This is a genomic window from Brevibacterium oceani (assembly GCF_013623835.1).
In the GTDB taxonomy this organism is placed as follows: Bacteria; Actinomycetota; Actinomycetes; order Actinomycetales; family Brevibacteriaceae; genus Brevibacterium; species Brevibacterium oceani.
This window is the reverse complement of record NZ_JABKDE010000007.1, coordinates 145,755-171,754: the sequence shown is the minus strand read 5'-3', so window position 1 is coordinate 171,754 and position 26,000 is coordinate 145,755. Positions and strand designations below refer to the sequence as shown.

Here is a 26,000-nt window from a genome sequence, read left to right as displayed (position 1 = left end):
CTCTAGATTCTTTTGGCGAGAGTGCACAATGAAACGCTGATGCGTCGTTATTGTGGGAGGTATGACGGATACCCCACGGACAACAGCCGAGCGCATCGACGCTTTCACCGAGCGTCGGGACGCGGCCCACACCGGCAACCAGCGCTCGGTGGACAATCAGCACAACCGCGGCAAGCAGACCGCCCGTGAACGCATCACAGCTCTCCTCGACGCCGACTCCTTCCAGGAGATCGACGAATTCGCCCGCCACCACAACCACCAGTTCGGGATGGAGAACAACCGCCCCGACGGTGACGGAGTGGTCTGCGGACTGGGCACGATCGAAGGCAAGACCGTCGCCGTCTTCGCCCACGACTTCACCGTCCTCGGCGGGTCACTGGCAGAGGCGAACGGCCGCAAGATCGTCAAGGTGCAGAAGCTCGCGCTCAAGCTCGGCTGCCCGATCATCGGCATCAACGATTCCGGCGGCGCCCGCATCCAGGAGGGCGTGGGATCGATCGCGCTGTTCGCCGAGATCTTCCGCCTCAACGTCGCCTCCTCCGGAGTCATCCCGCAGATCTCACTGATCATGGGCCCCTCCGCCGGCGGCGCGGTCTACTCCCCCGCGCTGACCGACGTCACGATCATGGTCGACCAGATCAGCCACATGTACATCACCGGTCCCGACGTCATCAAGACCGTCACCGGCGAATCCGTCGGACATGAGGAGCTCGGCGGCGGACGGACGAACAACACGGTCTCCGGCAACGCCCACTACCTCGCCAGCGACGAGGAGGACGCGGTCAACTATGTGCGCGACCTGCTCTCCTTCCTTCCCCAGAACAACCTCGACCCGGCCGACGCCGACGAATTCGAGTCCGATCTGTCGCTGAGCCCGGAGGACGAGGCGCTGGATAAGCTCATGCCGGACTCGCCGTCGCAGCCCTACGACATCCTCGACGTCGTCACCACGATCCTCGACGACGGTGAGTTCCTGCAGGTCTCCGAGCTCTTCGCGCCGAACGTCGTCACCGGCTTCGGACGTGTCGAAGGGGTGAGCGTCGGCGTCATCGCCAACCAGCCGATGCAGCTGGCCGGCACGCTCGACATCGACGCCTCGGAGAAGGCGGCCCGCTTCGTCCGCCTCTGCGACGCCTTCAACATCCCGATCCTCACCTTCGTCGACGTGCCCGGGTTCCTCCCCGGAACCGATCAGGAGTACGGCGGCATCATCCGCCGCGGGGCGAAACTCATCTACGCCTACGGCGAGGCGACCGTCCCTCTGGTCACGCTCATCACCCGCAAGGCCTACGGCGGCGCGTACTGCGTGATGGGGTCGAAGCAGCTCGGCGCGGACATCAACCTCGCCTGGCCGAGCGCGCAGATCGCGGTCATGGGAGCCCAGGGGGCGGCGAACATCGTCTACCGTCGCACACTCAAGGCTGCCGAGGAGGCCGGTGAGGACGTCGAGGCCAAGCGCAGCGAGCTCATCCAGGACTACGAGGATGCTCTGCTCAACCCGTACCTCGCGGCCGAAGAGGGCTACATCGACGCGGTCATCAAGCCCAGCGAGTCCCGCAACCGGATCGTCCGTGCGCTGCGTGCGCTGAAGAACAAGCACGTCGACGCGCCCGCGCGCAAGCACGGTAACATCCCACTATGAGTGAGGAAACGCAGACCGACACCGAGGCGGACGCGCCCACAGGCACGGACCCCGAACCCATCGACGACGCCCTGAGGGTGCCGTCCGTCGAGGGACGGTCCCAGGTGCACTCCGATGACGGCGAGCCGATCAGCGATGAGATGGCCAGCGCGGCCGCGGTGGCCGCCGTCGTCGCGATCCGCCAGGTCGCGATCGCCTATGCCGCCCAGCAGGCCGCTGCCGCGGACGAGTCCGAGACCCGCAAGGGCGACAGAGCAGGCTTCCGAGCACCGCGCAGGAACGTGCGCAGGCGACTCCCCCAGACCTGGGACCAGCATCTGGGTCGCTGAGGCATTCACCGTTTCAGTCGAACCGAATGGGGCCGGCGGAAGAGGATTCCTCTTCCGCCGGCCCCATTCTCATCCCACTTCGGGGACCGATCACTTCAGCCGGTACTGCTCCTTGTCCGGGTCGGCCCACAGTCGATTCGCATCATCGGCGCGGTGGATCGTGCCCGTATCGGCGCCGAGGTCCGGCTGCGCTCCCTCAGCCACGGTGACCGTGGACAGGCGCCCCTCGCCCGCAGTCGCCTCGGTGTCGGTGTTGACGTCGGTGTTGACGTCGGTGTCGGTGCCGGCGTTCGCGTTCGCGCGCCCGCCCATGTCCTCTCCGTACACGGCCTCACCGCGGGCCACCATGCCGGCGACGTCGGAGAGCTTGAGCTGCGGGAGGAACCAGGCGAGGACGAAGGCGACGAGGAAGACGGGGACCATGTACCAGAACGACGGCGCCAGCGCATCGGCATAGGCTCCGACCACGAGGTCGTGGATCGGACCCGGCAGATCGGCCACCGACTCCGGCGTGAGCGAATCGGTCGACGGGGCCCCGGCGGCGGCATTGGCCGCGTCCGCCGGCAGGCCGTGCATCGCCTCGGCGATCTTGCCCGACAGGCGCGTGGTGAAGATCGACCCGAACAGGGCGGTGCCGACCGACGCGCCGATCTCGCGGAAGTAGTTGTTCGTCGAGGTGGCCGTGCCGACGAGCTTCGGATCCACCGAGTTCTGGATGACGAGGACGATGATCTGCATGACCAGGCCCAGTCCGAAGCCCATCGTGAAGATCATGGTGCCGATGAGCACCATCGAGGTGTCCGCGGTCATCGTCGTCATCCACGCCAGCGCGGCACCGGCGATGAGGGTGCCGGCAAGCGGGTAGATCTTGTACTTGCCCGTCTTCGACACGATGATGCCCGAGACGATCGAGGTGAGCATGACACCGGCCATCATCGGCAGCATGAGCAGACCCGATCCGGTGACGTCGGTGCCGCCTGCCATCTGCAGGAAGGTCGGCAGGAACGCCATCGCGGAGAACATGCCCAGCCCCAGCAGCAGGCCGATGGTCGTCGAGAGGACGAACGTCGGATTGCGGAAGAGGTGGATCGGGATGATCGGGTTCGAGACCTTCGACTCGACGAGGACGAAGAGCACACCGGCGACGATGGTGCCGATGATGAGGCCGATGATAGTCGGTGAGTCCCAGTCGTAGTCGTGGCCGCCCCAGCTGGTGACGAGGATGAGCTGTGAGGTCGTGGCGACCATGAGGACGATGCCGAGGATATCGACCTTCTGATCCGAGCGGTGGCTGGGCAGCTTGAGCGCGAAGAGAGCGATGAGGAAGGCGACGATGCCGATCGGCACGTTGATCCAGAAGCACCAGCGCCAGTCCATGTGCTGGGTGAAGAACCCGCCGAGGACCGGTCCGAGCACACTCGAGATCGCGAACAGACCACCGAGCGGACCCATGTACTTTCCGCGTTCGCTCGCGGGGATGATGTCGGCGATGATCGCCTGGGACAGGATCATCAGTCCGCCGCCGCCGAGGCCTTGGAAGCCGCGCCAGGCGATGAGCTCCCAGAAGTTCTGCGACAGGCCCGAACCGAACGAGCCGATGACGAAGATCGCGATGGCGACGAGGAAGATGATCTTCCGGCCCCACATATCGCCGAACTTGCCGTAGAGGGGCATGACGATGGTCATCGCCAGCAGATAGATCGTGACCAGCCACGCCTGATGCTCGACCCCGTCGAGTTCGCCGACGATCGTCGGCATCGCCGTGGACACGATCGTCTGATCGAGGGTCGCTAAGAACATCGCGGCCATGAGCGCGGAGAAGATGAGGATGATCGTCCGCTTCGTCAGGACGATCGGGGCCTTTTCGGCCGTCGTGGATGCAGCACTCATGCTGATTCCTCCTTGAAGATCGAACGCAGTTCGTCGAAGAGCTCCGCGATGATGGGGTTCGGATCCCCCTCCGCTCGGCGCAGCCGGGTGATTGTCGCCTTGAGAGCCATCATCGCCAATGCCGCGACGGCCTCGGCACGTGCCGACACCGGGTCCTCCTCCTGATCGGCGGAGCAGGGAGTCGTCGCGGCGTCGGGGGGTGACAGCGGCGCCGAGGCGGTCCGCGGGCGGCCGTCGAGGCGGCGCTGGATGATCTGCCGGAAGAGCCGTTCATTGTTGCCCATCCGGGCCATCTGCAGCTGCAGCAGCGACGGGTCCTGCTTGAGCATGAGGCGATACTGGTGCATCTCCTCGCGCTTGCCCATCCGGGTGGCGACGACGAAGCCGAGCAGGTGTTCGAGGTCGGCGATGAGTCTGCCGTGGGGGCCGCCGGCTTCGAATTCCTCGATGGCCGGCTGATCCTCTTCGTCGAACACGGTGTCTGCGCGCCCGAGGAGGGCCTCTTCCTTCGACGAGTAGTAGTTGAAGAACGTCCGCCTCGAGACTCCGCAGCGTTCGCAGATGTCTTCGACGGTGACGTTGTGATAGCCCTTCTCGAGGGCGAGATCGATCGCGGCACGGCGCAGGGCCTGACCGCGTTCGCGCTTCTTGCGTTCGCGCAGCCCCTCTGTTGGAGCCGGGGTCGCGCTGTCTGAACTGGACGTCATGACCTCATTGTTGCACTCAGTGCATTTTTACCTCAAGTGCAATTTTTGTGTTCTCGGACACAGCCGTTCGGACAGCGCCGGTCGGGCGCGACTCGCGCTCAGCGAAGCCGGTGCAGGTCGGGGGCGGCCGGTTTCAGTAGCCGAGCTTGGCGTTGGTCAGGACGGGCACCGCCTCGGCCGCCTTGTCAGCGCCCGCCAGGTCGAGGTCGACGATCTCGAGGTGTTCGGCACCGTCGAGCGAGGTCAGCACCGACCCGAAGGGATCGGAGACGAGGCTGTGACCGACTCCGGTCGGTCCCTTCTTCGGCACATCGACCCCGGAGACCTCGGGGTCGGCCTGGCCGAGGGCCGCGATGAACATATTCGAATCCAGTGCCCGGGCTCGGGCGAGGAGTTCCCACTGCTCGACCTTCCCGGGACCGGCTCCCCACGAAGCGGCGACGACGGCCAGCCTGGCACCGCGACGGCTGAGCTCGGCGAAGAGCTTGGGAAAGCGGATGTCGTAGCACAGGGCAAGTCCGATGTCCTCACCGTCGATGTCGATGACCGCGGGCTCCTCGCCGGCTTCGACGGTGTCCGACTCCTTGAAGCCGAAGGCGTCGTAGAGATGGATCTTCGCGTAGTCGGACCGCTCCCCCGACGGCGTGTAGACGGCGAGCAGATTGATGACCTTGTCTGCGGTGGTCGCGAATTCGCCGACGATGACGGTGATGTCGAGCTCGGCGGAGAGTTCGGTCAGGGCGTCCCGCCAGGTCTCGACGTTGTCCTCGGCGATCGTCCGCAGCCCGGATCCGAAGGCCGACATCGTCGCCTCGGGGAAGACGATGAAGCGCGCCCCAGCCTCGGCGGCTGAGCGTGCAAAGGTCCGGACCTTCTCGAGATTGTCGGCCACTGCGGTAGTCGAGTTGATCTGAGCGAGCGCGAACTTCATTCTCATCCTCCGGGAAACGGGCGCAGGTGCGGTCAGCGGGAGTACCACCCCCTCAAGGCTATCCCGATCCCCACCCCCACAAAACCTCCCATTTGCTACCCGACGGCGGCGCAGCAACCTCGCGCGAGGTTGCTGCGCCGCCGTCGGGTAGCAAATGGGATGGGATCAGGCGACGAACTCGCGTCCGGGACGACCGCCTCGGCGATGTCCGTGCACCCAGATGTAGACGCCGATGGAGACGACGACGAGCCCCGCGCAGACGAGGAACATGCCGTTTCCTCCCGTCATCGGGTAGAGGAAGCCGAGGACCACGGGGCCGATGCCCGATCCGGCATCGAGGAGGAGGAAGAACGAGGCGGTGGCCACGGGGACGCGGTTCATCGGCACGGATTTGACGGTGATCGCCTGCATACAGGGCATGAGGGAGCCGAAGCCGAGGCCGATGAGCACACCGGCCAGAATGATTCCGGTCATCGTCGGCCACAGGGCCAGCAGGATGTTCCCAGCGATGTCGCAGACGAAGACCGGGAAGATCACCGCGTTGTCTCCGAACACGTCCTGCAGCCGACCGACGAACAGGCGCGCCACCAGTGAAGCGACGGCGAAGGCGACGAAGAACAGGGGAGCCGCGGGCGCGACCCCGTGTTCGGCGGCGTAGCCGGCGAGGAAGACCAGCGCGGCGGCATAGGCGGTGCCGGCCAGCAGCATGACCGAACCGATGCGCAGGCCGTCGCGATCGACCAGGGTGCCGAGTTTGAGGTGCCATTTGGTTCGGCGCTGGTAGTCGCTGAGCTCCTGGACCGGCAGCCGGATGAGGAGGCAGCACGCAAGTGCGATGACGGACATGATCGCCGAGGCGACGAAGAGCATCGCGAAGTCGAACTGGCGCGGGATGATGACACCGAGGTACGGCCCGAGCGCTGTCGACAGGGTCGTCGCCGTGCCGAAGTACCCGGTCCCCTCGCCGCGGCGGGAGGAGGGGATGATGCTCTGGATCGCGGTCATGATCGCCGTGTTCCCGGCACCGAAGGCGATGCCGTGGACGATGCGCAGTCCCAGCAGAAGAGTAAGGTCATCGGCGACGAGATACGCCAGAGAGGCGAGGACGGAGGCCGACATGGTGATGACGAGGAGTCTGCGTCGTCCGATGAAGTCGAGATATTTTCCGGTGAGCACGCGTGCCACGACCGCGCCGAGGACGAATGACGAGGACGCGAAGCCGGCAGCGGCCTCTCCCGCGGCGAAGCGCGCGACCGCATACCCGGCCATGGACGTCATGAGCAGGTAGAACACCATCGACATCGACAGGTTGAGCCCGATCCCGACGATGAAGTCCTTCGTCCACAGCTTCGCTCGTGCCACGGGTGATCGGTCTCGCTTTCTGCTGTGTGTCGGGAACACTGACACATTAGCGGGTTCGACGCGAAGAAGGTGCAGGTGTCCGGGCCGAACGTGACGCAGCTCGCGATAGGGTGGGATCCATGACCCAGAAGAGAACCCCCTCAGCCGTCGACGCCGTCGCCGAAGACTACGTCGACCGCTCCCTCGCCCTCTCCCCCTCCCTCGCCCTCTACCTCGGTCTCGAAGGTGCGAAGGGATTCGACGACTTCTCCCCCGCGGGACTGGCCGCGTCCAACGATCTCACCGTCGAGACGCTGGCGAAGCTAGATGAGGTGGAGCGGACGAGCGAACTCGACGAAGTCGACCGCGTCACCATCGATGCGATGCGCGACCGCCTCGGCGTCGACCGGGATCACTTCGAGGCGGGGAACCGCCACGCGAGCCTCAACGTCATCGCCTCCCCGCTCCAGGACATCCGCGATGCCTTCGACCTCATGCCCACAGCGTCGACCGAGGACTGGGAGCAGATCGCGACGACGCTTGCCGCCGTGCCCGCCTCCGTGGGCGGGTACCGGGAATCGCTCGGCCTCGCGGCCGAACAGGGCCGGGTCTCCGCGCGGATCCAGGTCGAGAAGGTCATCGAACAGGCCCGCGCCCTCGCCCGTCCGGGCAGCAATTTCGATGCCCTCGTCGCCGGTGCCGTCGCAGTCCCGGAGACCCTGCAGTCCACCCTGGACACCGGCGCCGAGGCGGCTCGGGCCTCCTTCGATGAGCTCGCCGACTTCCTCGGCGAGACTCTGCTGCCGCAGGCGCCGGAGAACGAGGCGTGCGGTCGCGACGCCTACGCGCTGCACTCGCGTGACTTCCTCGGTGCCGAGGTCGACTTCGACGAGACCTACGCCTGGGGACTCGAGGAGCTCGCCCGCATCGACGCCGAACAGCGTGAGGTCGCCGAGAAGATCGCTCCGGGTGCCGGACTCTTCGAGGTCATGGAGATGCTGAATCAGGATCCCGAGCGGACCCTGCACGGCTCGGAGGCGCTGCGCGACTGGATGCAGCAGGTGGCCGACGAGGCGATCACCGAGCTCGGGAAGTCTCACTTCGACATCCCGGAGCCGGTGCGCACGATCGAGTGCATGATCGCGCCGTCGGCGACCGGTGGGATCTACTACACCGGCCCCACCGACGACTTCTCCCGTCCGGGTCGGATGTGGTGGTCGGTGCCCGAGGGCGTCACGGAGTTCGCGACCTGGCAGGAGAAGACCACCGTCTATCACGAGGGCGTGCCCGGTCACCACCTGCAGGTCGGTCAGGCCACCTACGTCTCCGACACACTCAATCGGTGGCGACGGCTGATGTGCTGGGTCTCCGGTCATGGTGAGGGCTGGGCTCTCTACGCGGAGAAGCTCATGGCCGACCTCGGCTTCCTCGACGAACCCGGCGACTACCTCGGCATGCTCGACTCGCAGCGGCTGCGGGCCGCCCGCGTCGTCCTCGATATCGGATTCCACCTCGGACTCGAGGCTCCGACCAGCCTCGGCGGAGGAATCTGGAACCGTGAGAAGGCTTGGCAGTTCCTCACCGACAACGTCGCGATGGACCGCTCATTCCTCGCCTTCGAACTCGACCGCTACCTCGGTTGGCCCGGCCAGGCGCCGAGCTACAAGATCGGTCAGCGGCTGTGGGAGCAGTTCCGCGACAAGGCTGCCGCCGAGGCGGGTGCCGACTTCGATCTCAAGGCCTTCCATACGAAGGCGCTCGGGCTCGGCTCGGTCGGCCTCGACGTACTCGGCCGCGCGATGCGCCGCTGAGGAGGCGCCCCGATGAACAGTGGAACTCCGCGCTCCGAGACGGTGCGGGTCACCGAGGTCCTTCGCAACCAGATCATCGACGGCATCCGCCTGCCGGGAGAGAGACTCGTCGAACGCAACCTCGCCGACGAGCTCGGGGTCTCCCGCGTGCCCATCCGCGAGGCACTCAAGCAGCTCGCCTCGGAGGGCCTGGTCACGACGCGACCGAACACATGGTCGACCGTGCGCGAGTTCTCCCCCAGCGACATCGCCGACCTCAACGAAGTGCGCACCGTCTTCGACGTGCTCATCTTCGAACTCGCCGCACAGCGCCACACCCGTGAGGGCCTCGCGCGTCTCGAATCGACGATGCGCAGGGGCCGGGAGCTGTCGCAGAACGGTGACGTCGTCGGCGCCCATCGCAGCGCCGCGGAGTTCCACGCCATCGTCACCGAGCTCACCGGCAACGAACTGCTCGGAGAGATCGGGGCGCTGCTCGACTCCCGGATGCGCTGGCAGCTGAGCCAGCATGACGATCTCGATGTCGTCGCAACCGAGCATGCCGAACTCTTCGACGCCATCGCCAGGCGTGACCAGACGAAGGCCGGGGAACTGGCCAACCGACACCTGGGCACCAGCCAGGACCAGCATGACAAGCACACCGAGCGCCTGGCCCGGGCCGTCGAGGAGAAACGGGCGGTGCCGGAAGAGGCAGCAGAGCAGGGGGCACCGGAGCAGGAGCCGCCCGAGGAGGAGTGAGCCTCAGTCCCTCGCAGCGGCTCCCAGGCCGTCCGCAGTGCGGCCGTCGGCAGTGCGACCGTCCGCATCGCCGACGCCGGGGAAGGGCCACCCGCTCATCTGCTTCGGCCGGGCGGGTGCATAGGTCCTCACCTTCGAGGTCCTCAGGCCGAGTCCGACGAGGGATTCGGCGAGCCTGACCGCGGCCGTGACGCCGTCGACGACGGGGACGGCGCACCGATCCGTGATCGTCCGGCCGAGATCGGCCATTCCCCCGCACCCGAGGACGATGACCTCGGCACGGTCACGCTCGACCGCCTCGGCGGCCTGGTCGGCGATCGCGGTGACGGCACGGTCCGGACTCTCTTCGAGCTCGAGGACCGCCATACCCGAGGCCCGCACCGAGGCACAGTGGGCGTCGAGTCCGGCCAGGCGCAGCCGGTCCTCGATGAGCGGGACGGTGCGATCGAGCGTGGTGACCACCGAGTAGCGGCGCCCGAGGAACATCGCCAGCGCGGCCCCCGCCTCGGTGATGTCGACGACGGGGACGTCGAGGAGCTCCTGGAGGGCCTCCCGCCCGTGTTCTCCGTAGCCGGCTTGGATCACGGCATCGTAGTCGCCGTCGTAGCCGAGCACGGCGTCCATGACGCCGAGGGCCGCGAGGTGGCTTTCGACGTTGCCTTCGCAGGACTCGGCACCGAACCTCGGGGTGAGTCCGATGATCTCGGTGCCCGGCGAGGCGACGGCGCGTGCGGCTCGGGCGATGCCCTCGGTCATCGACTCCGTCGTGTTCACGTTGGCGACGAGTACTCTCACGGGTGGCTCCATCATGGTCGGCGGCGGGCGGTGCGCTGGGGTTGCAGAGGGGTCAGTGGGTGGTCGGCACGGCGATCTCCTCGCCGTCGACCTCGCGGAAGGTGAAGTCCCGGCGGGCGATGACGAAGTAGATGATCGCTGACAGGGCCGCTCCGGAGAACCACGAGAACTCGGAGAGCCCGGCGAAGGTCGGGACGAGGGCGAAGACGAGGGAGATCGCCGAGGCGGGGATGAACGCTCCGATCGCTCGCCAGTTCACGCCGTGGTGGTAGAAATACTCTCCGTCGCCGGCTTCGGTGTAGAGCTGGGGAACGTTGACCTTCGTCTTCCGCACCACCCAGTAGTCGACCATGATGATGCCGAACAGCGGTCCGAGCAGAGCACCGAGCCCGCCGAGGAAGTAGACGATGACGACGGGTGAGTCGTAGAGGTTCCACGGCAGGATGACGAAGCCGATGATCGCCGAGACGATCGCGGCCGAGCGGAAGTTGAGGTGGCGGGGGAAGAGGTTGGTCAGGGCGTAGGTCGGGGCAACGAAGTTGGCCATGAGGTTGACCGCGATCGTGAGGATGAGCAGGGACAGCGAGGCCAGGGCCAGCAGGATCGGGCTGCCGATGGTCTGCACGATGTCGGCGGGTGACGTGATGACGGTGCCGTCGAGTTCGTACTGGGCTCCGGCCAGCGAGATGACGACGAGGCCGAAGACGAGCATGTTGATGGGGATCCCCCAGAAATTGCCGACGACGATCGATCCCTTCTTCTTCGCTGCCCGGGTGAAGTCGGAGAAGTTGAGCACGAAGGTGCCGTAGATCGAGACCCACAGAGCACCGCCGCCGAGGATGTGCATCCACATCGGCCACCCGGACAGGGCGCCGTCCCGGGACCAGGAGATCGAGAAGTCCACGCGTGAGAGCATCCATACGGCGAGGGCGAGGAAGGTGACGAGGATGATGGGGCCGGCGATCGCCTCGTACTTGCGGATCATCTCCATGCCGTAGCTGACGATGATGACCTGAACGATCCAGAGCAGGGTGAACGAGAACCAGCCGAGTCCGGACAGACCGAGGAATTCTGTGTCTGCCCAGGCCTGAAGGCTGGGGATGAGGGTGAGGAGGAGGACGTTGAGCACGCTCGAGGCCAGGTAGGTCTGGATGCCGAACCAGGCGATCGCGACGATCCCCCTCACCGAGGCGGCCAGCTGGGCGCCGTGGATGCCGAAGGCGATGCGGCTCATCACCGGATAGGGAACCCCGGTCTTGTGTCCCATGAAGCCCGAGAGGGTGAGGAGGAAGAAGAGCAGAGCGGCGCCGACGAGGAGGGCGACGAGGATCTGCCAGGCGCCCAGTCCCAGCGCGAAGAGCCCGAGGGCGAATCCGTAGTTGCCCAGTGAGTGCACATCGTTGGCCCACAGGGTGAACACGCTGTACGCGGTCCAGCTGCGCCCTTCCTTCTTGCTCGGCGCGAGGTCGGCATTGTAGAAGCGCGGACTGATCCGGTGTGCGGCCAGCTGGTCCGGACTCGGCCCCAGTCGCGACGGCACAGACTCCTCCGAGGTCTCGGTCTTCCTCATGCGGCTCACAACTCCTGCGTGATGAGCACATCGCCGGGATACCAAATGAGGTTCCCAGGCGCTGCGACGGCGAATTCCTGTCGCCTCAGAGTAACGCGGCTCACACTCCCGCCGCAAGACCACGCCACCGATCGAACGCACGTCATCTGTGGTCTCGCGCGGTCAGCGACGCGGGATACGACGCCGTCGCGCCGCCTCGGCGAGGCCTGGACCACAATCGGAGAGAATGGTATTCCATTCCCTCCGAGGGCCGTCGTGGTCACTCTTCGCGCTCGACGTCCTTGGCCGTCGGATCCCACGCCACGATGCCCACCGCGATGGCTCCGGCCAGCGGCGCACAGGCGACGATCCAGAACACGCCGGTGCCCAGTGAGGCCGCGAGGATCGGGAACATGATGAGCGAGACGATCGAGAAGGCTCGGAGCACGGACTGGTTGAAGCCGATGCCGATGCCACGCAGCCGCGTCGGGTAGGACAGGGTCGCGTAGTTCATGAGGTTCGCACCCGGTCCACCGGCCTGCGCGAAGACGAAGGCTGCGAGCATCGCGACCGAGACGAGGACGAGTGCCCCGTTCGGAATGCCGACGAGAGCCAGCAGACCCAGCGCGACGGCCTGGACGACGAAGCCGATGAAGGTGATCTTCCGAGTGCCGAAGCGGTTGACGATCGACATGCCGAGCAGGCCGCCGAGGGCCCCGAAGCCCAGATTGATGATGAGCGAGGAGACGATCGTGATCAGCGGCGTCTGGTGGAAGAGCGTGGTGATGATGAGCGGTGTCCCATAGGCCACGGCGTTGTAGCCGAAGGTCGAGAAGACGGAGACGCAGAGCGCGACGATGGTGCGCACTCGATATTTTGGGGAGAAGAGCTCGGCGAAGCCACGCCACCGTCCTGCTGCGGGCCTGTCGGTTCCGCCCTCCGGTCCCTCTGCCGCACCGCTGGACGCCTCGGCGGCGAGAGTGACGTCGAGGTTGTGGTGGGAGCGCATGACGTCGACGGCCGCACGCAGATCGCCCTGGTTGGCCAGCCATTCCGGGGACTCGGCGAGGTAGCGGCGGCGGACGAGGAGCACGATGAGGGCGGGTACAGCACCGAAGCCGACGACGATGCGCCACAGGATCGCATGCTGGTCATACGGCAGGGTCACGAAGATGATGAGGACGATGAGGTAGCCGACGCCGGTGGCGATGTACCACGCGGGCGACCACGAGTTCACGCGCTGTGAGCGGTTGCCCTTGCCCTTGAGCTTCGAGAATTCGGCGAGGAACGCCATCGCCACGGGCAGATCGAGACCGACGCCGATGCCCATGACGAAGCGGAAGGCGATGAGCACCCATTCGTTCGGAGCCAGGGCGCAGCCGATCGCGGCGATGACGAAGAAGACCATATCGGCCATGAACAGCCGGTAGCGGCCGAAGCGGTCGACGAGGTAGCCGCCGAAGAGGGCACCGATGACCGCGCCGATCATGATCGAGGCGTTGACGAGGCCGGTCATGAACCCGGAGAGCCCGAACTGCTCCTGGATCGCCGTGATGCCGAAGGCCAGCGAGGAGAAGTCGTAGGCGTCCATGAAGATCCCGCCGAGGGCGAGGATGATCACGGCCTTCGTCTTCGTCCCCTGTGAGCCGAATTCGGCGAGGACCGAGTGGATGTCGGAGGCGGTGGAGATGATGCGTGTGGTCGCCTGGTTCGCGGCGGTGTCTGAATTGCTCACAAGCGTCGATTATGACGGTGCGTGTCACCGCGATCCGCCTCTTCCGTCACAGAGCGTCACGCGTGTGTGCGGCCTCACAGAGACTGCGGGAGGTGCGGTTCAGGTGAGTTCGGCCCCACGCCTCTCCGGCAGCAGGAACATCGCGAGGAATTGGAGGACGTAGATGGCGGGCAGCAGCGCCAGGGCGAAGCCGAAGCCGAGGGACCCGGCCAGCAGAGCGATGACGACGGGGGCCAGGCCGCCGATGGCGCGGCCGACATTGAAGATGACGTTCTGTGCAGTGGCCCTGACCTCGGTCGGGTACATCTCGGCCAGCAGAGCCCCGTGACCGCCGATCATGCCGTTGGCGAAGGCGCCCATGAAGAAGCCGCCTGCCAGCAGCGCACTCGGATCGCTCAACTGAGAGTAGACGAGGATGGAGACGATGGCTCCGACCTGGAAGATCCAGAATGCCGGACGCCGGCCGAGGCGGTCGGCGATCTGCCCGAAGACGAGGATTCCCGCGAGCATGCCCACGACCGTCACCGCCGTCCACAGCGATCCCTTCGTCACACCGAGTCCCATCTGCTCGGAGAGGTAGTTCGGCAGCCAGGTGATGATGCCGAAGTAGCCGAAGTTCTGCACGCTGGTGAGGATGGTCAGCGCCACCGTGACCTTGAGTGTCGTACGGTCCCTGACGAGTGCGCCGAGCTTCGCGGCGAAGGATTCGTGCGCCTTCGCCTCCGTCTGGCCGCCCTCGTCCACCTGGGAGCGCACGAACTTCTCCGGCTCCTCGACTCCGCGGCGGACGACGAAGGCGAACACGGCAGGGAAGAGGCCGATGACGAACAGCCCCCTCCATCCCCAGGCGGCGATGACCGGGGCGGAGACGACGGCGGCGGCGAAGACGCCGAGTTGGAAGCCCACCCCGACCCACGAGGTGGCCCGCGCCCGCTGGTCGGCACGGACCGCCTCGGCGGCCAGGGCCATGCCGATGCCGAATTCCCCACCGATGCCGATGCCGGCGATGAACCGATAGGCCGCGAGGTCCCAGTATCCCTGCGCGAGCGCGGAGAGTCCGGTGAACACGGCGAAGACGAGCACCGTCCACGTCAGCACCCGGACTCGGCCGAACCGGTCGGCCAGCGCGCCGAAGACGATGCCGCCGAGCACAGCGCCGAACAGGGTGATCGTCGACAGCGAACCGGCCCGAACGTCGCTGAGACCGAATGTGGCGATGATGCCCGAGAGGGCGAAGCTGAGGACGAGGAGGTCGAAGCCGTCGAGTCCGTAGCCGATCGCGGCGGCGAAGAGCGCCTTGCGCCGGTAGCCGCGCTCGGCGACGGATTCGGCGGTGGTCAGCGGCGTCGAAGCACTCATACGCGGTCTCTGTTCGGTCGACGGATCGGAAAACGGCCGCAGACCATTATGCCCCAGGCGGGCCGGCAAGGTCAGTGCCCGCACCGCCGGACAGCCGCCTCGGCGACCGGGGCTGCGTCAGCGGCCGGGCTGCTCCGGCGGACCGCCGCCTCGGTGGCCGGGCTGCTCCGGCGACCTGGGCGACGATGGGACTCAGACGCGGGCGGCGTCGAGACGGAAGCCGGCGCCCTTGTGGTCGTCGGCCAGCCGCGGGCCACCGCCGGTGAGAGCTTCGCGCAACGTGGCTCCGGCAACCGGTTCGGGCAGGAGTCCGCGACGGCGCAGCTCGGGTGAGACGTACTTCGTGAAGCGTTCGGCATCGGCCGGGCGGACGGCTGCGGCGATGTTGAAGCCGTCGATGTCGGCCTCATCCATCCACCGCTGGAATTCGTCGACGACGGTTGCGGGCGATCCGGTGATGACCGGACCGCGGCCTCCGAGTGCGACGAATTCTGCGAGGTCACGGATCGTCCACGCCTTGTCCCCTGCCATGGTCGTGAAGGAGGCGAGCGCGGACTGATTGGCATCGGTGGACACGTATTCGAGCGTGTCCTCCGGGTTCGCTCCGGACAGGTCGACTCCGGTCCAGCCGCCGAAGAGGGAAAGCGCGGATTCGGTGTCGACGTAACTGCGGTAGTCGACCAGACGCGCCTCGGCCGCCTCGTCGGTGTCGTCGACGATGACGGTGGCCAGAGCGAAGATCTTCACGGAGTCACGGGCACGTCCGCGCTCTTCGAGTCCGTCACGGACCTTGTCGACCCAGTTGCGCAGGATCTGCGGTGTCGGGCCGGAGAAGAAGATCGCCTCGGCGTGGTCGAGGGCGAATTCCTGTCCGCGTTTCGAGGCACCGGCCTGGAACAGCAGCGGAGTGCCCTGGGGGCCGGGCACGGCGAGCGCCTGTCCGGGGACAGTGAAGAACTTGCCCTCGTGGTCGATGTCGTGGACCTGCGCGGGGTCGACGAAGACGTTCGCCTCGGCGTCGACTTTGAGAGCGTCGGGGGTGATCGAACCCTCGAAGAGCTTGTACATGACGTCCATGAACTCATCGGCCCGGTCGTAGCGCTCATCGTGTGGGATCTGACCCTTGAGGCCCAGGTTGCGAGCTGCCGAGTCCACGTAGCTGGTGACGATGTTCCAGGCGACCCGACCGTCCGTGAAGTGATCGAGGCTCGTCAGGGTGCGGGCGAGGAGGTAGGGCTTCTCATACGTCACCGAGGCGGTGACGCCGAAGCCGAGGGTCTGGGTGGCCGCGGCCATGGCCGGGATTGCGACGAGCGGGTCGAGCAGCGGGAACTGGACTCCCCCGCGGTTCGTGACATCGGCGTTGCCGCCGTAGACGTCGTAGACGCCGAGGATGTCGGCGAGGAAGAGGGAGGAGAATCCGCCCTCTTCGAGCGTCTTCGCCAGATCCGTCCAGAACGAGAGCTGGGTGAACTCCTCGATGCGTGATTCGGGGTGGCGCCAGAGCCCGGGCGACTGATGGACCGGGGTCATCATGTCGAAGGCGTTGAGCACGATCGGTTTCGTCATCGGTTGTCTCCTGTTTCGGTGGTGCGTGATGCTGTGAGTGCGTGGTGCTGTGTCTGCTGCTGCCCCGGCTCGCTCAGTGGCTGGGTACGAATGTGCTGTCGGCTCAGGCGGCGCTGCGGGCGAGGTCGCGTGCCGGGTCCTTGGCCGCCACGGCGGCGATGAGCGAGATCACGCACAGCAGGGTGAGGTAGCCGCAGATCAGCCACGGCGACTGTCCGCCGGCGACGTAGAGCAGCGCGGCGATCATCGGCATGATTCCGCCGCCGATGACGGTGCCCAGCTGGTAGCCCATGTTCACTCCCGAGTAGCGGACCTCGATGGGGAACTGCTCGGCGAACCATGCGGCCTGGGGTCCGTAGACGGCATCGTGGGCGAGGTTCATTCCGAGGATGACGATGATGGGCAGGAAGGCCAGCGGACCCGCGTCGAGGTAGGCGAAGAAGATCCACCCGAACACGGCGATGCCGATGAAGCCGCCGATGGTCACGGGCTTGCGGCCGACGCGGTCGGAGACCCAGCCCCACGCCGGCCCGGTGACCAGGCCGATGGCCGAGGCGATCATCACGGCCGTGACGCCGGAGGTCGAGTCGTCGCGGTTCTCCGACAGGTAGCTGAGCATGTAGACGGTGATGAGGTAGAAGACGCTGTTCTGGGCCAGGCGCAGACCGATCGTGATGAGCAGGACCCGGGGATGGTCGGTGATGACCGTGCGCAGCGGAGCCTTGGCGACCTGGCCGGAGTCCTTCAGCTCTTGGAATTCCGGGGCGTCGGAGACACCGAGGCGGATCCACAGCCCCAGTCCCACGAGCAGTGCGGAGGCGAGGAACGGAATGCGCCAGCCGAATGATTCGAACTGTTCGGTGCTCAGAAGGTTCTGGACGATGAAGAAGGCGCTGGTGGCCAGCAGCATGCCCGCAGCGGAGCCGATCTGGGTGAAGGAACCGAAGAAGCCACGCTTGCGGGCCGGCGCGTGTTCGACCGACAGCAGAGCGGACCCGCCCCATTCGGCGCCGGCGGACAGACCTTGGACGATGCGCAGGACGACGAGCGAGGCGGCGGCCCACCAGCCGATGGCTGCGAAGTTCGGGACCAACCCGATGAGCGTCGAGGCGGTTCCCATGGACAGCAGGGAGACGACGAGCAGCGCCTTGCGTCCGACCCGATCGCCGAGGTGGCCGGCGATGATTCCGCCCAGAGGTCGGGCGAAGAACCCGACGGCGAGGGTGGCGAAGGACGCGAGTCGGCTGCCGAGTTCACTGTCGGAGGGGAAGAACTGGACGTTGAAGATCAGAGCCGCCGCAGTCCCGTAGAGGTAGAAGTCGTACCACTCGATCGTCGTTCCGGCGAAGGCCGAGGCCAGCACCCGCTTCTTTCCGTCAAAGAATCGCCGAGGCGCGTCCTGGGTGCTCGGATCGGTGACCGAGGTCTGGGTCATGGGAGGCTCCTGCTGCGCTCACCGAGTGAGACACATAAGTCGGGGTCGTCAGTATCGCTGAGCAATCTATTCCCTCACGCCCGAGTTCACGTCGCGCCGCGTCATGGTCCGACTTTGTCTGTCACAGAGGGTCACACTGCGTCGCCATATGACCCCGATCACTGCACTTCACGTCGTATTTTGCAATGATCGAGGACAACGACCGACGCATATCGACCAGCGGTCCCCTGAATCGCGGGCCCTCACGCGAACCTCGCGCGAGTGGAGACACCGATCCGGATCGCTCAACAGAGCATACGAGGTGAAGGAATGACGATCTTGGCAGACCCCTCGGTCACACCCCATACAGCCGCCGATGCCGCCTCCCCGGAGAATCTCCGCGAGACCTTCTCCCACTTCCCACAGGGAGTCACCTTCATCGGCGCGACGATCGACAGTGCACCGATCGGGATCGTCGCCTCCACACTGACGGTCGGAGTCTCGCTCGATCCGCCTCTGGTCAGTGTCGCCGTTCAGAAATCGTCGGCCACCTGGCCCGCCCTGCGCGATGCACCCGAGCTCGGGATCTCTCTGCTGGGCACGGACCAGGAGAGGCTGGCCCGGCAGCTCGCGTCGAAGGACCGCTCCCGTCGCTTCGACGGCATCGACCCCGACCTCACCGCCGCCGGTGCGGTGACGATCCCCGGCAGCTCGGCATTCCTCTGGACCCGCCTCTACAACGAAGTCGAGGCCGGCGACCACACCGTTGTCCTACTCGAGATCCTCGCCACGCGCAGCCCTGACGGCCCGGAGGCACTCGTCTTCCATCGCAGCGAGTTCAAGGGCATGCGCGTGTCCTGACCACAGTCCCGCAATGTCCGTTCGCGGGCGCTTGACGCATGTTCGAACACGTGTTCGAATTGATCTATGAGGTGGAACGAACTCGCCGGCCCCGCTCCGGACGGCGGTGCCCCTGCGAGACCCGGCGCAGCGACGCCGGAGCTCTTCGGAGTCCGAGGGCTCGTCCGCACCGTCCGCACTCCCGAGTTCTCCGGCGTCACCTTCCACGAGGTGCTCGCGAAGTCCGCCCTCAATCGGGTGCCGGCGGCCAGCTCGATGCCGTTCACCTGGACGATCAACCCGTATCGCGGCTGTTCCCACGCCTGCGTGTACTGCTTCGCCAGGAGTACACACCGTTATCTCGACCTCGATACCGGCGAGGACTTCGACCGGCAGGTCATCGTCAAGATCAACACTGCCGAGGTGGTCGCCGCCGAGGTGGCCAAGCCGAAATGGTCGCGCGAGCTCGTCGCCCTCGGCACGAACACCGACCCCTACCAGCGGGCCGAAGGCAGGTACGCGCTCATGCCCGGCGTCATCACCGCCCTGGCCGGACATGGCACCCCGATGTCGATCCTGACCAAGGGCACGCTGCTGCGGCGGGATCTGCCGTTGCTCGCCCGCGCTGCCGAGGACGTTCCGGTGGAGATCAGCATGTCGATCGCCGTCCACGATGACGAGCTTCAGCAGAGCCTCGAGCCGGGGACGCCGACCACTGCGGCCAGGCTGGCGACCGTCCGAGCCGCCGCCGAACTCGGCTTCGACGTCACGGTCTTCATGATGCCGATTCTGCCCAAGCTCACCGATTCCCGCGACCACCTCGATTCGGCTCTGCGCGCGATCAGGGACGCCGGTGCTTCGCGGGTGGTCTACGGTGCACTTCACCTGCGCCCGGGAGCGCGGGAGTGGTTCTTCTCCTGGCTGGAGCGCGAACACCCCGAGCTGCTCCCCCGCTACCGCCGCATGTACGCGACCTCGTCGTATGCCTCGAAGGACTACCGGCGCTGGCTGGGCGAGCGCATCAATCCGCTCATCGACGGCTACGGGCTGCGCGGACGCAACGATGACGACTACCCCGTCGCAGCGCGCGAGTCTCGGACTCGCATCGGAGCCGGCCCGGGCCGCCGCAGTCGGTCGGAGGCGCCATTTCCCGCCGATCTGGCGCCGCCCTCGCAGCGACCGCTCTTCTGAGCGCTCTGCCGCTGACGCAGCGGAGAACCACCCTCAGCGGACCCACCGACCACCGCCAACCCGCTCACGGTCGGTGCAGACGGACGTATTCGGCGGGCGTGGCTCCGAACTCCTTCCGGAACGCGTCGATGAATCCTCCGGCCGTTGCGTAGCCGACCTTCGCGCCCACGCGATGAACGGACTCGCCATCCAGGAGCCCGGTGAGCGATGAGAGCAGCCGGGTCTTCGTCCGCCATCGGGCGAATCCATGTCCGGTCTGCGACTCGAACGCCCGCGCGAGGGTACGAGCACTCACCCCGTGAAGTGCGGCCCATTCGCTCAGTTGCGTGGGCAGATCCGGCTCGGCGATGAGGGAATCAGCGACGGCTCGCGCAGCCGGGTGGGTCGGCAGGGGAAGGGTGGTATCGCGATCCTCCGCCTCGCCGAGGAGGTCAAGAAGGAGCCGACAGCACGACGCACGACGATGAGGACTCAGAGCGCGCCCGGGAAGATGACGCATGATCGCTCCGACAAGCGGGTCGAGCGCAATTGCGCGAGGACGCATCCAGCGTTCGCCGGCAGGACGGAGCACCGGGCTGAGATAGACACTCACCGTCGCGCCGGGGCCGAGCAGTCGGTTCGAATGCACGACGCCCGCAGGGATCCAGAGCAGGGTGTCCTCGTGAACCAACCAGCGATGCTCGCCGATGACGACTTCCATCGCACCCCCGGGGAACCAGTAGAGCTGGTCACCTTCGTGGCTGTGCGGAGCGAACGACTCGTCCCAGTGTTCGGCAGCGGAGAAAGTCGCCGTTGTCACTTCAGCATCATTGAAAACCATAGTCTCGCCTTCAGCGACTGTCATCACGTCATTCCCTGCATTCCGATTCGTCACAGACGACAGCCTAGTGTCACTTGAACATCATCTGTGCCATCTGATCAGAGCAGAACATCGCCGAGGGCAAAGGTTAGCCTTACCTCAAGTGCCAGCCCGGCACCGCCCCGATATCACCCGATGAGAATCGAGCACCCATGCCCCTGAGCCGCCGACTGCGATCGGTCATGCCGTTTGTCGCCCTTGTCACTGCCGTTGCCTTGACCGCCTGTTCCTCTGCGCCTGCCGACCAAGAGGATGCCGGGGGAACATCCGGAGCCGAGGGCGGCTCATTCCCGGTCACCATCGATCACGCCTACGGCACGACGACGATCCAGAGCGAACCGAAGAAGATCATCACCCTCGGCCTCTCGGACCAGGATCCGCTGCTCGCCCTCGGAGTCGCCCCGATCGCCGTGGCTCCCTGGTGGGGCGATTACGACTACGCAACCTGGCCGTGGGCGCAGGACGAACTCGGAGATGCGAAGCCGAAGGTTCTCAACGGCGGGGAGCGCAACGATGATCACCCGCCGGTCGAGGAGATCGCCGAACTCGAGCCGGACCTCATCATCTCCCTTTACAACGGGACCACGGAAGAGCAGTATCAGCAGCTCTCCGAAATCGCTCCCGTCGTCGTCCCCGATAAGGAGTACACGAACTTCTCGATCACCTGGCAGGAGGCGACCCGCGCCACCGGAGAGGCACTGGGACGCGAGGACGAGGCACTCGACCTCGTCGACGACCTCGAGAGGTCATTCGCCGATGCCGCATCCGACCACCCCGAGTTCAAGGGCAAGAAAGCCGTCGTCGCCGAACGCTTCGAAGCCGGAGAATCCGTGGTCCGGACGGGCAACGACGTGCGGGCCCAGTTCTTCTCCCAGCTCGGATTCGACGTGCCGAAGTCCATCGCGGAGTTCGAACCCAACGATGCAGGCGAGGTCTACGTCCCTGACGAGCGCATGGATGAACTCTCGAAGGACCTGCTCGTCTGGAACGCCGGCTTCAGCCCCGACGCCAAGAAGACCGTCGAGGGCCTCGGGCTCTACCGGGATCTGCCCGTCGTCGCCGACGACCATGTCCTCTGGGTCGAAGACGAGGTGCTCTCCGGAGCATTCAGCTGGGGAACCATCCTCAGCCTCCAGTACGCCCTCGATGAGATGGCCCCGCAGATCGCGAAGACTGTGGACTAGTCCGCGGGTTCACACGAACGGCGGGAATACGGGTGACTCGCGTGCGGTTGCCTCTGCCATGAAGATTGAGATCTGGTCGGACATCGCCTGCCCCTGGTGCTACATCGGAAAACGCCGTTTCGAAACGGCCCTCGATGCCTTCGCACACAAGGACTCCGTCGAGGTTGCCTGGCGCAGCTTCCAGCTCGACCCGAGCTTGCCCGAGCATTTCGACGGCACCGAGACCGAATACCTCAGCCAGATGAAGGGCATGCCGCCCGAACAGGTCCGGCAGATGTTCGACCATGTCAGCCAACAGGCGGCCGGAGAGGGCCTGAACTACGACTTCGATGCGATCGTCGTGGCCAACAGCTTCACCGCCCACCGATTCCTCCACTATGCCGGGACGCAGGGAGTCATGTCCGAGGCGAAGGAGGCGCTCCTGTCCGGTCACTTCGAACAGAGCCGGGACATCGGTGACGTCTCCTACCTCGCCGAGGTGGCGTCCTCCCTCGGCCTCGACGCCGAGGAGACACGGCGGGTGCTCGAGTCCGATGAGTACAGTGCTGAGGTCAGGGCCGATATCGCCGAGGCCAGGGAGCTGGGCGCCGATGGTGTTCCGTTCTTCGTCATCGACCGCAAATACGGCATCTCCGGCGCGCAGCCGCCAGCGGCTTTCAGCCAGGCCCTTGAGACCGCCTGGGGCGAGAGCCAGAAGCTCACCGTACTCGCCGGCCCGCAGGCCGCGGACGACGAATACCCGGACGGAGCCGTCTGCGGCCCCGACGGCTGCAACTGACCCAATTGCTACCCGACGGCGGCCCAGCAACCTTGCGCCAGGTTGCTGGGCCGCCGTCGGGTAGCAATTGGGGGTATGCGGGTCAGAGAAGGGGCACGTTCGGGTACCGCACCGCCCCGTCAGGATCGGTCACGGGCGCGGCGAGCATCCCGGCGGCCGCATCGATGAGGAACCGTCCGACCTGCTCCCAGCTGCCCTTGTTCGCATCCTCGTTCATCCTCGCCTCCTGATCGGCGCAGACGCCGACGACCATGGAGCCCAGCAGGTAGGCTCGCCCGCGCAGGACCCCCTCGGGAATGCCCTCGACCGCACCGTTGATGAAGCGCAGATCCTCGGGCACATCCGTCCCTCCGATCACGTCCTTGGCCACTTCAACGGCCGAAGGCACCGCGGATATCTGTGAGATGAACTGAGCGCGCCAGCTCGGCCGCGGGAGGCTGTCGAGCAGCTCGATGAGCGGGCGCAGTCGGCAGGTGATGAGTTCGTGGATGCTCGGCGCATCGGACAACTGCGATATCAGCTCGTCCCTGCGCCGGGACATCTCGTCCTGATGCCGCATCACGAGCGCGCGCAACAGCCCATCACGCCCGCCGAAGTGGTAGGCGATCGCCGAGTGATTGGCGGCCCCGGCGTATTCGACGATCCGCCGGTTCGACACCGCATCGATCCCGTGTCGGGCGAAGAGCTCTTCGGCGGCATCGAGCAGTGCCTCTCGGGCTCGGTCGGTCTGAGTTCCCATTCCTTCATCTTTCCACTCGTTCTCGATTTCACAATTTTAAGCCACGTGTCTTAATCTGGATGAGCACATGGTGGTCGACGGGGATCACAGTCCTTCCACCCGCAAGGAGCAGACAATGCCGGACCGACCGCCGCAGACCAGGAGAGAGGCCCGCGAGTTCGACCACCAGAGCTCGCAGGGGTTCCGCAGTGCCGAACCCCACTCACGCGAAGCATCCTCGACGGCAGACACAGCCGGTGAGTCCGCAGACAGCGGTGAGGCCGCAGCCAAGCGCGCGAAAGCCGAAATGATCGGACGCACTGTCGCGATCTTCGTCATGCCGCTCATCTTCGTGGGCATGATGATCACGAGCTACCTCGGCACCATGCACTCCCCCACACCCAAGGACATCCCCATCGCCGTTGCGGGCTCCTCGTCGGCGTCGTCGGATCTCGCCTACGCGCTCAACGGCGCCGAGCCCGACGCCCTCGATGTCGACCAGGTCGACGACGCACACACCGCGCGTGAGCTGGTCATCGATCGAAAAGCCTCGGCGGCGGTCGTCGTCGAGGGTCGACAGGCGACCCTGTACACCGCCGGCGGGGCCGGAGCGCAACAGGCGACGACCGTGACCGGCCTCGTCATGCCGGTACTCCAGGAGGAGGGCCTCGATGTCGAGACCGACGATCTCGCACCGCTGCCGGGCAACGATCCGACCGGCATGGCCGCGATGTTCCTCATGACGGCGATCGTCATGGCCGGCTACCTGCCCTTCAGCGTGCTGCGATCGAACTCCCCTGAGCTGCTGAAATTCAAACGGATCGTTCCCATCATCGGCACCTGGGCAGCCGTCATCGCGGGCCTCGTGTGGACGGTGGCCTGCCCGATCCTCGACGTCGTCGACGTCGAGGACACCGTCGCTGTGCTCGGCATCGCCTGGCTCGGCGTGTTCGCCATCGCCGCCGTCCAGCTCTTCATCACCCGCCTCGTCGGGGCGATGGGCGTGATCGTCGGAATCCTCTTCCTCATGGTCCTCGGCATGCCATCGTCGAACATGGCGATGCCCGTGACCACGATGCCGAGATTCTTCCGGTTCACCCACGAATTCCTGCCGATGCCGGCGATCGGCGAATCCCTGCGCTCGGTGCTCTACTTCGGCGGTCGCGGAGTCACCGAACATCTGCTCGTCCTCGCCATCGGCGCCGTCGTCGGTCTCCTGCTCACGAAGCTCTACGACACCATCTCGCACAGGCGCAATCCCGATCCGGCACCGCTGGACGTGAACATACCTTCCATCCACGGAGGCCGACGTCCGGATTCGAAGGTCCTCCGCTACGTCTCGCTGGTGATCTTCCCGCTGGGAATGGTGACGATGATGATCTCGTTCATGCTCGGCGCCATGCACTCTCCGGCGCCGAAGGACATGCCCGTGGTCGTCGTCGGCTCTTCGACCGAGCAGGCGAAGGACACGATCGCCGATCTCGACAAGCAGATGGACGGCATGTTCGACTTCACCGCCTCCGATGACGAAGACGAGGCTCGTGCGCTCGTCCACGACCGCGATGAGGTCGCCGCACTCGTCCTGCCCACCGAGAAGAACCCCGAGTTCGGGCTCATCGCGAATCAGGCGGCCAACAACGCCTCCTATCGGGTCGTCAATCAGATCTTCGAGCAGGTCGCCTCGGCGCAGGATATGGATCTCGACGTCGACGACATCGCCCCGCTGCCCGACCGGGACAAGAACGGCGTGGTCGTCATGTACGTCGCCATGGGCTGGATCCTCGCCGGATTCATGGTCGTCATCGTGGGTGCGAATGCGAACCCGTGGAGCCGACCGCTCAAGCGGATGCTGCCCCTGCTCACCGTCTATGCGCCGTTCATGTCGCTGGTCGTCGCACTCATCGCCGGACCGATCACCGGCGCCGTCGAGGGGCACTTCGCGGCCCTATGGGGTGCAGGCATCATCGCGATTGCGTGCATCTCGATGTTCGCGATGGTCTTCGAGAGACTCATCGGGATGTTTGCGATCATTCCCGTCATCGGCACTCTTATGTTCGCCGGAGTGCCTGCCTCGAACGGAGCGATCTCGGAATACATGGTTCCGTCGTTCTTCTCGACCCTGCACGACTGGCTGCCGATGGCCGCCGCGGTGGAGACGATCCGGTCGATCATCTACTTCGACGGCGATGTCGTCGCCGAGCATCTTCAGGTCCTCGGGCTGTGGGGGCTCGTCTCCCTGGCCTTGGTCTTCCTCATCGACGGCATCCGGCCGCCGCGCACCGAGCACGACTTCGGCAATCTCCACCTCGAGAGGGAACGCGAACGCAGGAAGCAGCTGCGCAAGCAGACGAAGGCCCTCGATGCTCCCCAGGAGACCCAGACCGTGCAGAGCACGATCGTCGAGGACACTGACGAAGCCGATCAGCCAGCGGCAGCAGACGGGTCGGACTCGACGTCGTACTCGCTCGAACCACGCAGAGCCCCGACCGCCGGCGATGGGATCTCACGCAGCAGACCGGAGGATGACAGCAGTCGGGATGACCACCACACCCCGATCCCTTCCACCGTCTGACCCCACCCCATTTGCTACCTGACGGCGGCTCTGCAACCTCGCGCGAGG

At 66.0% G+C, this 26,000-nt stretch carries 21 protein-coding genes; 9 read left to right on the top strand and 12 right to left on the bottom strand.

The annotated features are described in order from the left end of the window. The first annotated feature begins 61 nt into the window (after positions 1 to 61). Positions 62 to 1,642, top strand: coding sequence for an acyl-CoA carboxylase subunit beta (locus tag HK401_RS15695; RefSeq protein WP_181275591.1), 1,581 nt, complete (start codon positions 62 to 64; stop codon positions 1,640 to 1,642). Then, positions 1,639 to 1,971: a hypothetical protein gene (locus HK401_RS15690; RefSeq protein WP_181275590.1), complete on the top strand. Its 333-nt coding sequence runs from the start codon at positions 1,639 to 1,641 to the stop codon at positions 1,969 to 1,971. Before HK401_RS15695 ends, HK401_RS15690 begins: the two co-directional genes overlap by 4 nt. Before the next feature lie 90 nt (positions 1,972 to 2,061). On the opposite strand, the gene HK401_RS15685 is transcribed toward HK401_RS15690, so the two are convergent. The 4 genes from HK401_RS15685 to HK401_RS15670 all read right to left on the bottom strand — a co-directional run bounded on the left by HK401_RS15685 (position 2,062) and on the right by HK401_RS15670 (position 6,861). Beyond that, positions 2,062 to 3,861 carry an MDR family MFS transporter gene (locus tag HK401_RS15685; protein WP_181275589.1) on the bottom strand — a complete coding sequence of 600 codons (1,800 nt, stop codon included), beginning with the start codon at positions 3,859 to 3,861 and terminating at the stop codon, positions 2,062 to 2,064. Next, positions 3,858 to 4,568, bottom strand: a complete 711-nt coding sequence (locus HK401_RS15680; RefSeq protein ID WP_181275588.1) for a TetR/AcrR family transcriptional regulator — start codon at positions 4,566 to 4,568, stop codon at positions 3,858 to 3,860. The genes HK401_RS15685 and HK401_RS15680 overlap by 4 nt, the downstream gene beginning before the upstream one ends. A gap of 133 nt (positions 4,569 to 4,701) precedes the next feature. Continuing rightward, entirely contained in the window at positions 4,702 to 5,499 is a 798-nt protein-coding gene (locus tag HK401_RS15675) for a carbon-nitrogen hydrolase family protein (RefSeq protein ID WP_181275587.1), read from the bottom strand. Between the two features lie 165 nt (positions 5,500 to 5,664). Then, a complete protein-coding gene (locus HK401_RS15670; protein WP_181275586.1) occupies positions 5,665 to 6,861 on the bottom strand; it encodes an MFS transporter in 1,197 nt (398 codons plus the stop codon). Positions 6,862 to 6,980: 119 nt separating this feature from the next. On the opposite strand from HK401_RS15670, the gene HK401_RS15665 reads away from it, so the two are divergent. Together HK401_RS15665 and HK401_RS15660 are read left to right on the top strand one after the other, a co-directional pair. Continuing rightward, positions 6,981 to 8,651, top strand: a complete 1,671-nt coding sequence (locus HK401_RS15665) for a DUF885 domain-containing protein (RefSeq protein ID WP_181275585.1) — start codon at positions 6,981 to 6,983, stop codon at positions 8,649 to 8,651. Positions 8,652 to 8,663: 12 nt separating this feature from the next. Further along, a complete protein-coding gene (locus tag HK401_RS15660; RefSeq protein ID WP_181275584.1) occupies positions 8,664 to 9,389 on the top strand; it encodes a GntR family transcriptional regulator in 726 nt (241 codons plus the stop codon). A 3-nt stretch (positions 9,390 to 9,392) separates the two neighbouring features. Here the strand turns inward: HK401_RS15660 and HK401_RS15655 are convergent, their stop codons facing one another. The 6 genes from HK401_RS15655 to HK401_RS15630 all read right to left on the bottom strand — a co-directional run bounded on the left by HK401_RS15655 (position 9,393) and on the right by HK401_RS15630 (position 17,831). Further along, positions 9,393 to 10,184: an aspartate/glutamate racemase family protein gene (locus HK401_RS15655; RefSeq protein WP_309136018.1), complete on the bottom strand. Its 792-nt coding sequence runs from the start codon at positions 10,182 to 10,184 to the stop codon at positions 9,393 to 9,395. Positions 10,185 to 10,236: 52 nt separating this feature from the next. After that, complete coding sequence (locus HK401_RS15650) at positions 10,237 to 11,754, bottom strand: NCS1 family nucleobase:cation symporter-1 (RefSeq protein ID WP_181275583.1); 1,518 nt, start codon at positions 11,752 to 11,754, stop codon at positions 10,237 to 10,239. A gap of 259 nt (positions 11,755 to 12,013) precedes the next feature. Beyond that, positions 12,014 to 13,468 carry an MFS transporter gene (locus HK401_RS15645; RefSeq protein WP_181275582.1) on the bottom strand — a complete coding sequence of 485 codons (1,455 nt, stop codon included), beginning with the start codon at positions 13,466 to 13,468 and terminating at the stop codon, positions 12,014 to 12,016. A 99-nt stretch (positions 13,469 to 13,567) separates the two neighbouring features. Continuing rightward, the gene (locus HK401_RS15640; protein WP_181275581.1) at positions 13,568 to 14,827 is read right to left on the bottom strand and encodes an MFS transporter; all 1,260 of its coding nucleotides are present in this window, start codon (positions 14,825 to 14,827) and stop codon (positions 13,568 to 13,570) included. 192 nt (positions 14,828 to 15,019) lie between these two features. Continuing rightward, the gene (locus HK401_RS15635) at positions 15,020 to 16,396 is read right to left on the bottom strand and encodes an LLM class flavin-dependent oxidoreductase (protein ID WP_181275580.1); all 1,377 of its coding nucleotides are present in this window, start codon (positions 16,394 to 16,396) and stop codon (positions 15,020 to 15,022) included. A gap of 103 nt (positions 16,397 to 16,499) precedes the next feature. After that, the gene (locus HK401_RS15630) at positions 16,500 to 17,831 is read right to left on the bottom strand and encodes an MFS transporter (protein ID WP_181275579.1); all 1,332 of its coding nucleotides are present in this window, start codon (positions 17,829 to 17,831) and stop codon (positions 16,500 to 16,502) included. A 309-nt stretch (positions 17,832 to 18,140) separates the two neighbouring features. Here HK401_RS15630 and HK401_RS15625 point away from each other — a divergent pair, with 309 nt between their 5' ends. Further along, a complete protein-coding gene (locus HK401_RS15625) occupies positions 18,141 to 18,671 on the top strand; it encodes a flavin reductase family protein (RefSeq protein WP_181275578.1) in 531 nt (176 codons plus the stop codon). Positions 18,672 to 18,737: 66 nt separating this feature from the next. Next, positions 18,738 to 19,841, top strand: a complete 1,104-nt coding sequence (locus HK401_RS15620; protein ID WP_181275577.1) for an Rv2578c family radical SAM protein — start codon at positions 18,738 to 18,740, stop codon at positions 19,839 to 19,841. 64 nt (positions 19,842 to 19,905) lie between these two features. Here HK401_RS15620 and HK401_RS15615 read toward each other — a convergent pair whose 3' ends face one another. Next, positions 19,906 to 20,640: a helix-turn-helix transcriptional regulator gene (locus HK401_RS15615; protein ID WP_181275576.1), complete on the bottom strand. Its 735-nt coding sequence runs from the start codon at positions 20,638 to 20,640 to the stop codon at positions 19,906 to 19,908. Positions 20,641 to 20,852: 212 nt separating this feature from the next. Here HK401_RS15615 and HK401_RS15610 point away from each other — a divergent pair, with 212 nt between their 5' ends. Together HK401_RS15610 and HK401_RS15605 are read left to right on the top strand one after the other, a co-directional pair. Further along, complete coding sequence (locus tag HK401_RS15610; RefSeq protein WP_181275575.1) at positions 20,853 to 21,884, top strand: ABC transporter substrate-binding protein; 1,032 nt, start codon at positions 20,853 to 20,855, stop codon at positions 21,882 to 21,884. Positions 21,885 to 21,942: 58 nt separating this feature from the next. After that, complete coding sequence (locus HK401_RS15605; protein WP_181275574.1) at positions 21,943 to 22,662, top strand: DsbA family oxidoreductase; 720 nt, start codon at positions 21,943 to 21,945, stop codon at positions 22,660 to 22,662. An 82-nt stretch (positions 22,663 to 22,744) separates the two neighbouring features. Here HK401_RS15605 and HK401_RS15600 read toward each other — a convergent pair whose 3' ends face one another. Beyond that, positions 22,745 to 23,401: a TetR/AcrR family transcriptional regulator gene (locus tag HK401_RS15600; protein WP_181275573.1), complete on the bottom strand. Its 657-nt coding sequence runs from the start codon at positions 23,399 to 23,401 to the stop codon at positions 22,745 to 22,747. Between the two features lie 115 nt (positions 23,402 to 23,516). Here HK401_RS15600 and HK401_RS15595 point away from each other — a divergent pair, with 115 nt between their 5' ends. Continuing rightward, the gene (locus HK401_RS15595) at positions 23,517 to 25,952 is read left to right on the top strand and encodes an ABC transporter permease (protein WP_258234262.1); all 2,436 of its coding nucleotides are present in this window, start codon (positions 23,517 to 23,519) and stop codon (positions 25,950 to 25,952) included. The last annotated feature ends 48 nt before the right edge of the window (positions 25,953 to 26,000 follow it).

Bases quoted from the DNA above. Each gene is read 5' to 3' on its own strand.
- HK401_RS15595 (WP_258234262.1), top strand. From the start codon at position 23,517: ATGCCGGACCGACCGCCGCAGACCAGGAGAGAGGCCCGCGAGTTCGAC.
- HK401_RS15680 (WP_181275588.1), bottom strand. From the start codon at position 4,568: ATGACGTCCAGTTCAGACAGCGCGACCCCGGCTCCAACAGAGGGGCTG.
- HK401_RS15675 (WP_181275587.1), bottom strand. From the start codon at position 5,499: ATGAAGTTCGCGCTCGCTCAGATCAACTCGACTACCGCAGTGGCCGAC.
- HK401_RS15695 (WP_181275591.1), top strand. From the start codon at position 62: ATGACGGATACCCCACGGACAACAGCCGAGCGCATCGACGCTTTCACC.
- HK401_RS15625 (WP_181275578.1), top strand. From the start codon at position 18,141: ATGACGATCTTGGCAGACCCCTCGGTCACACCCCATACAGCCGCCGAT.
- HK401_RS15685 (WP_181275589.1), bottom strand. From the start codon at position 3,861: ATGAGTGCTGCATCCACGACGGCCGAAAAGGCCCCGATCGTCCTGACG.
- HK401_RS15600 (WP_181275573.1), bottom strand. From the start codon at position 23,401: ATGGGAACTCAGACCGACCGAGCCCGAGAGGCACTGCTCGATGCCGCC.
- HK401_RS15660 (WP_181275584.1), top strand. From the start codon at position 8,664: ATGAACAGTGGAACTCCGCGCTCCGAGACGGTGCGGGTCACCGAGGTC.
- HK401_RS15605 (WP_181275574.1), top strand. From the start codon at position 21,943: ATGAAGATTGAGATCTGGTCGGACATCGCCTGCCCCTGGTGCTACATC.
- HK401_RS15620 (WP_181275577.1), top strand. From the start codon at position 18,738: ATGAGGTGGAACGAACTCGCCGGCCCCGCTCCGGACGGCGGTGCCCCT.
- HK401_RS15610 (WP_181275575.1), top strand. From the start codon at position 20,853: ATGCCCCTGAGCCGCCGACTGCGATCGGTCATGCCGTTTGTCGCCCTT.
- HK401_RS15665 (WP_181275585.1), top strand. From the start codon at position 6,981: ATGACCCAGAAGAGAACCCCCTCAGCCGTCGACGCCGTCGCCGAAGAC.
- HK401_RS15640 (WP_181275581.1), bottom strand. From the start codon at position 14,827: ATGAGTGCTTCGACGCCGCTGACCACCGCCGAATCCGTCGCCGAGCGC.
- HK401_RS15635 (WP_181275580.1), bottom strand. From the start codon at position 16,396: ATGACGAAACCGATCGTGCTCAACGCCTTCGACATGATGACCCCGGTC.
- HK401_RS15650 (WP_181275583.1), bottom strand. From the start codon at position 11,754: ATGAGGAAGACCGAGACCTCGGAGGAGTCTGTGCCGTCGCGACTGGGG.
- HK401_RS15630 (WP_181275579.1), bottom strand. From the start codon at position 17,831: ATGACCCAGACCTCGGTCACCGATCCGAGCACCCAGGACGCGCCTCGG.
- HK401_RS15690 (WP_181275590.1), top strand. From the start codon at position 1,639: ATGAGTGAGGAAACGCAGACCGACACCGAGGCGGACGCGCCCACAGGC.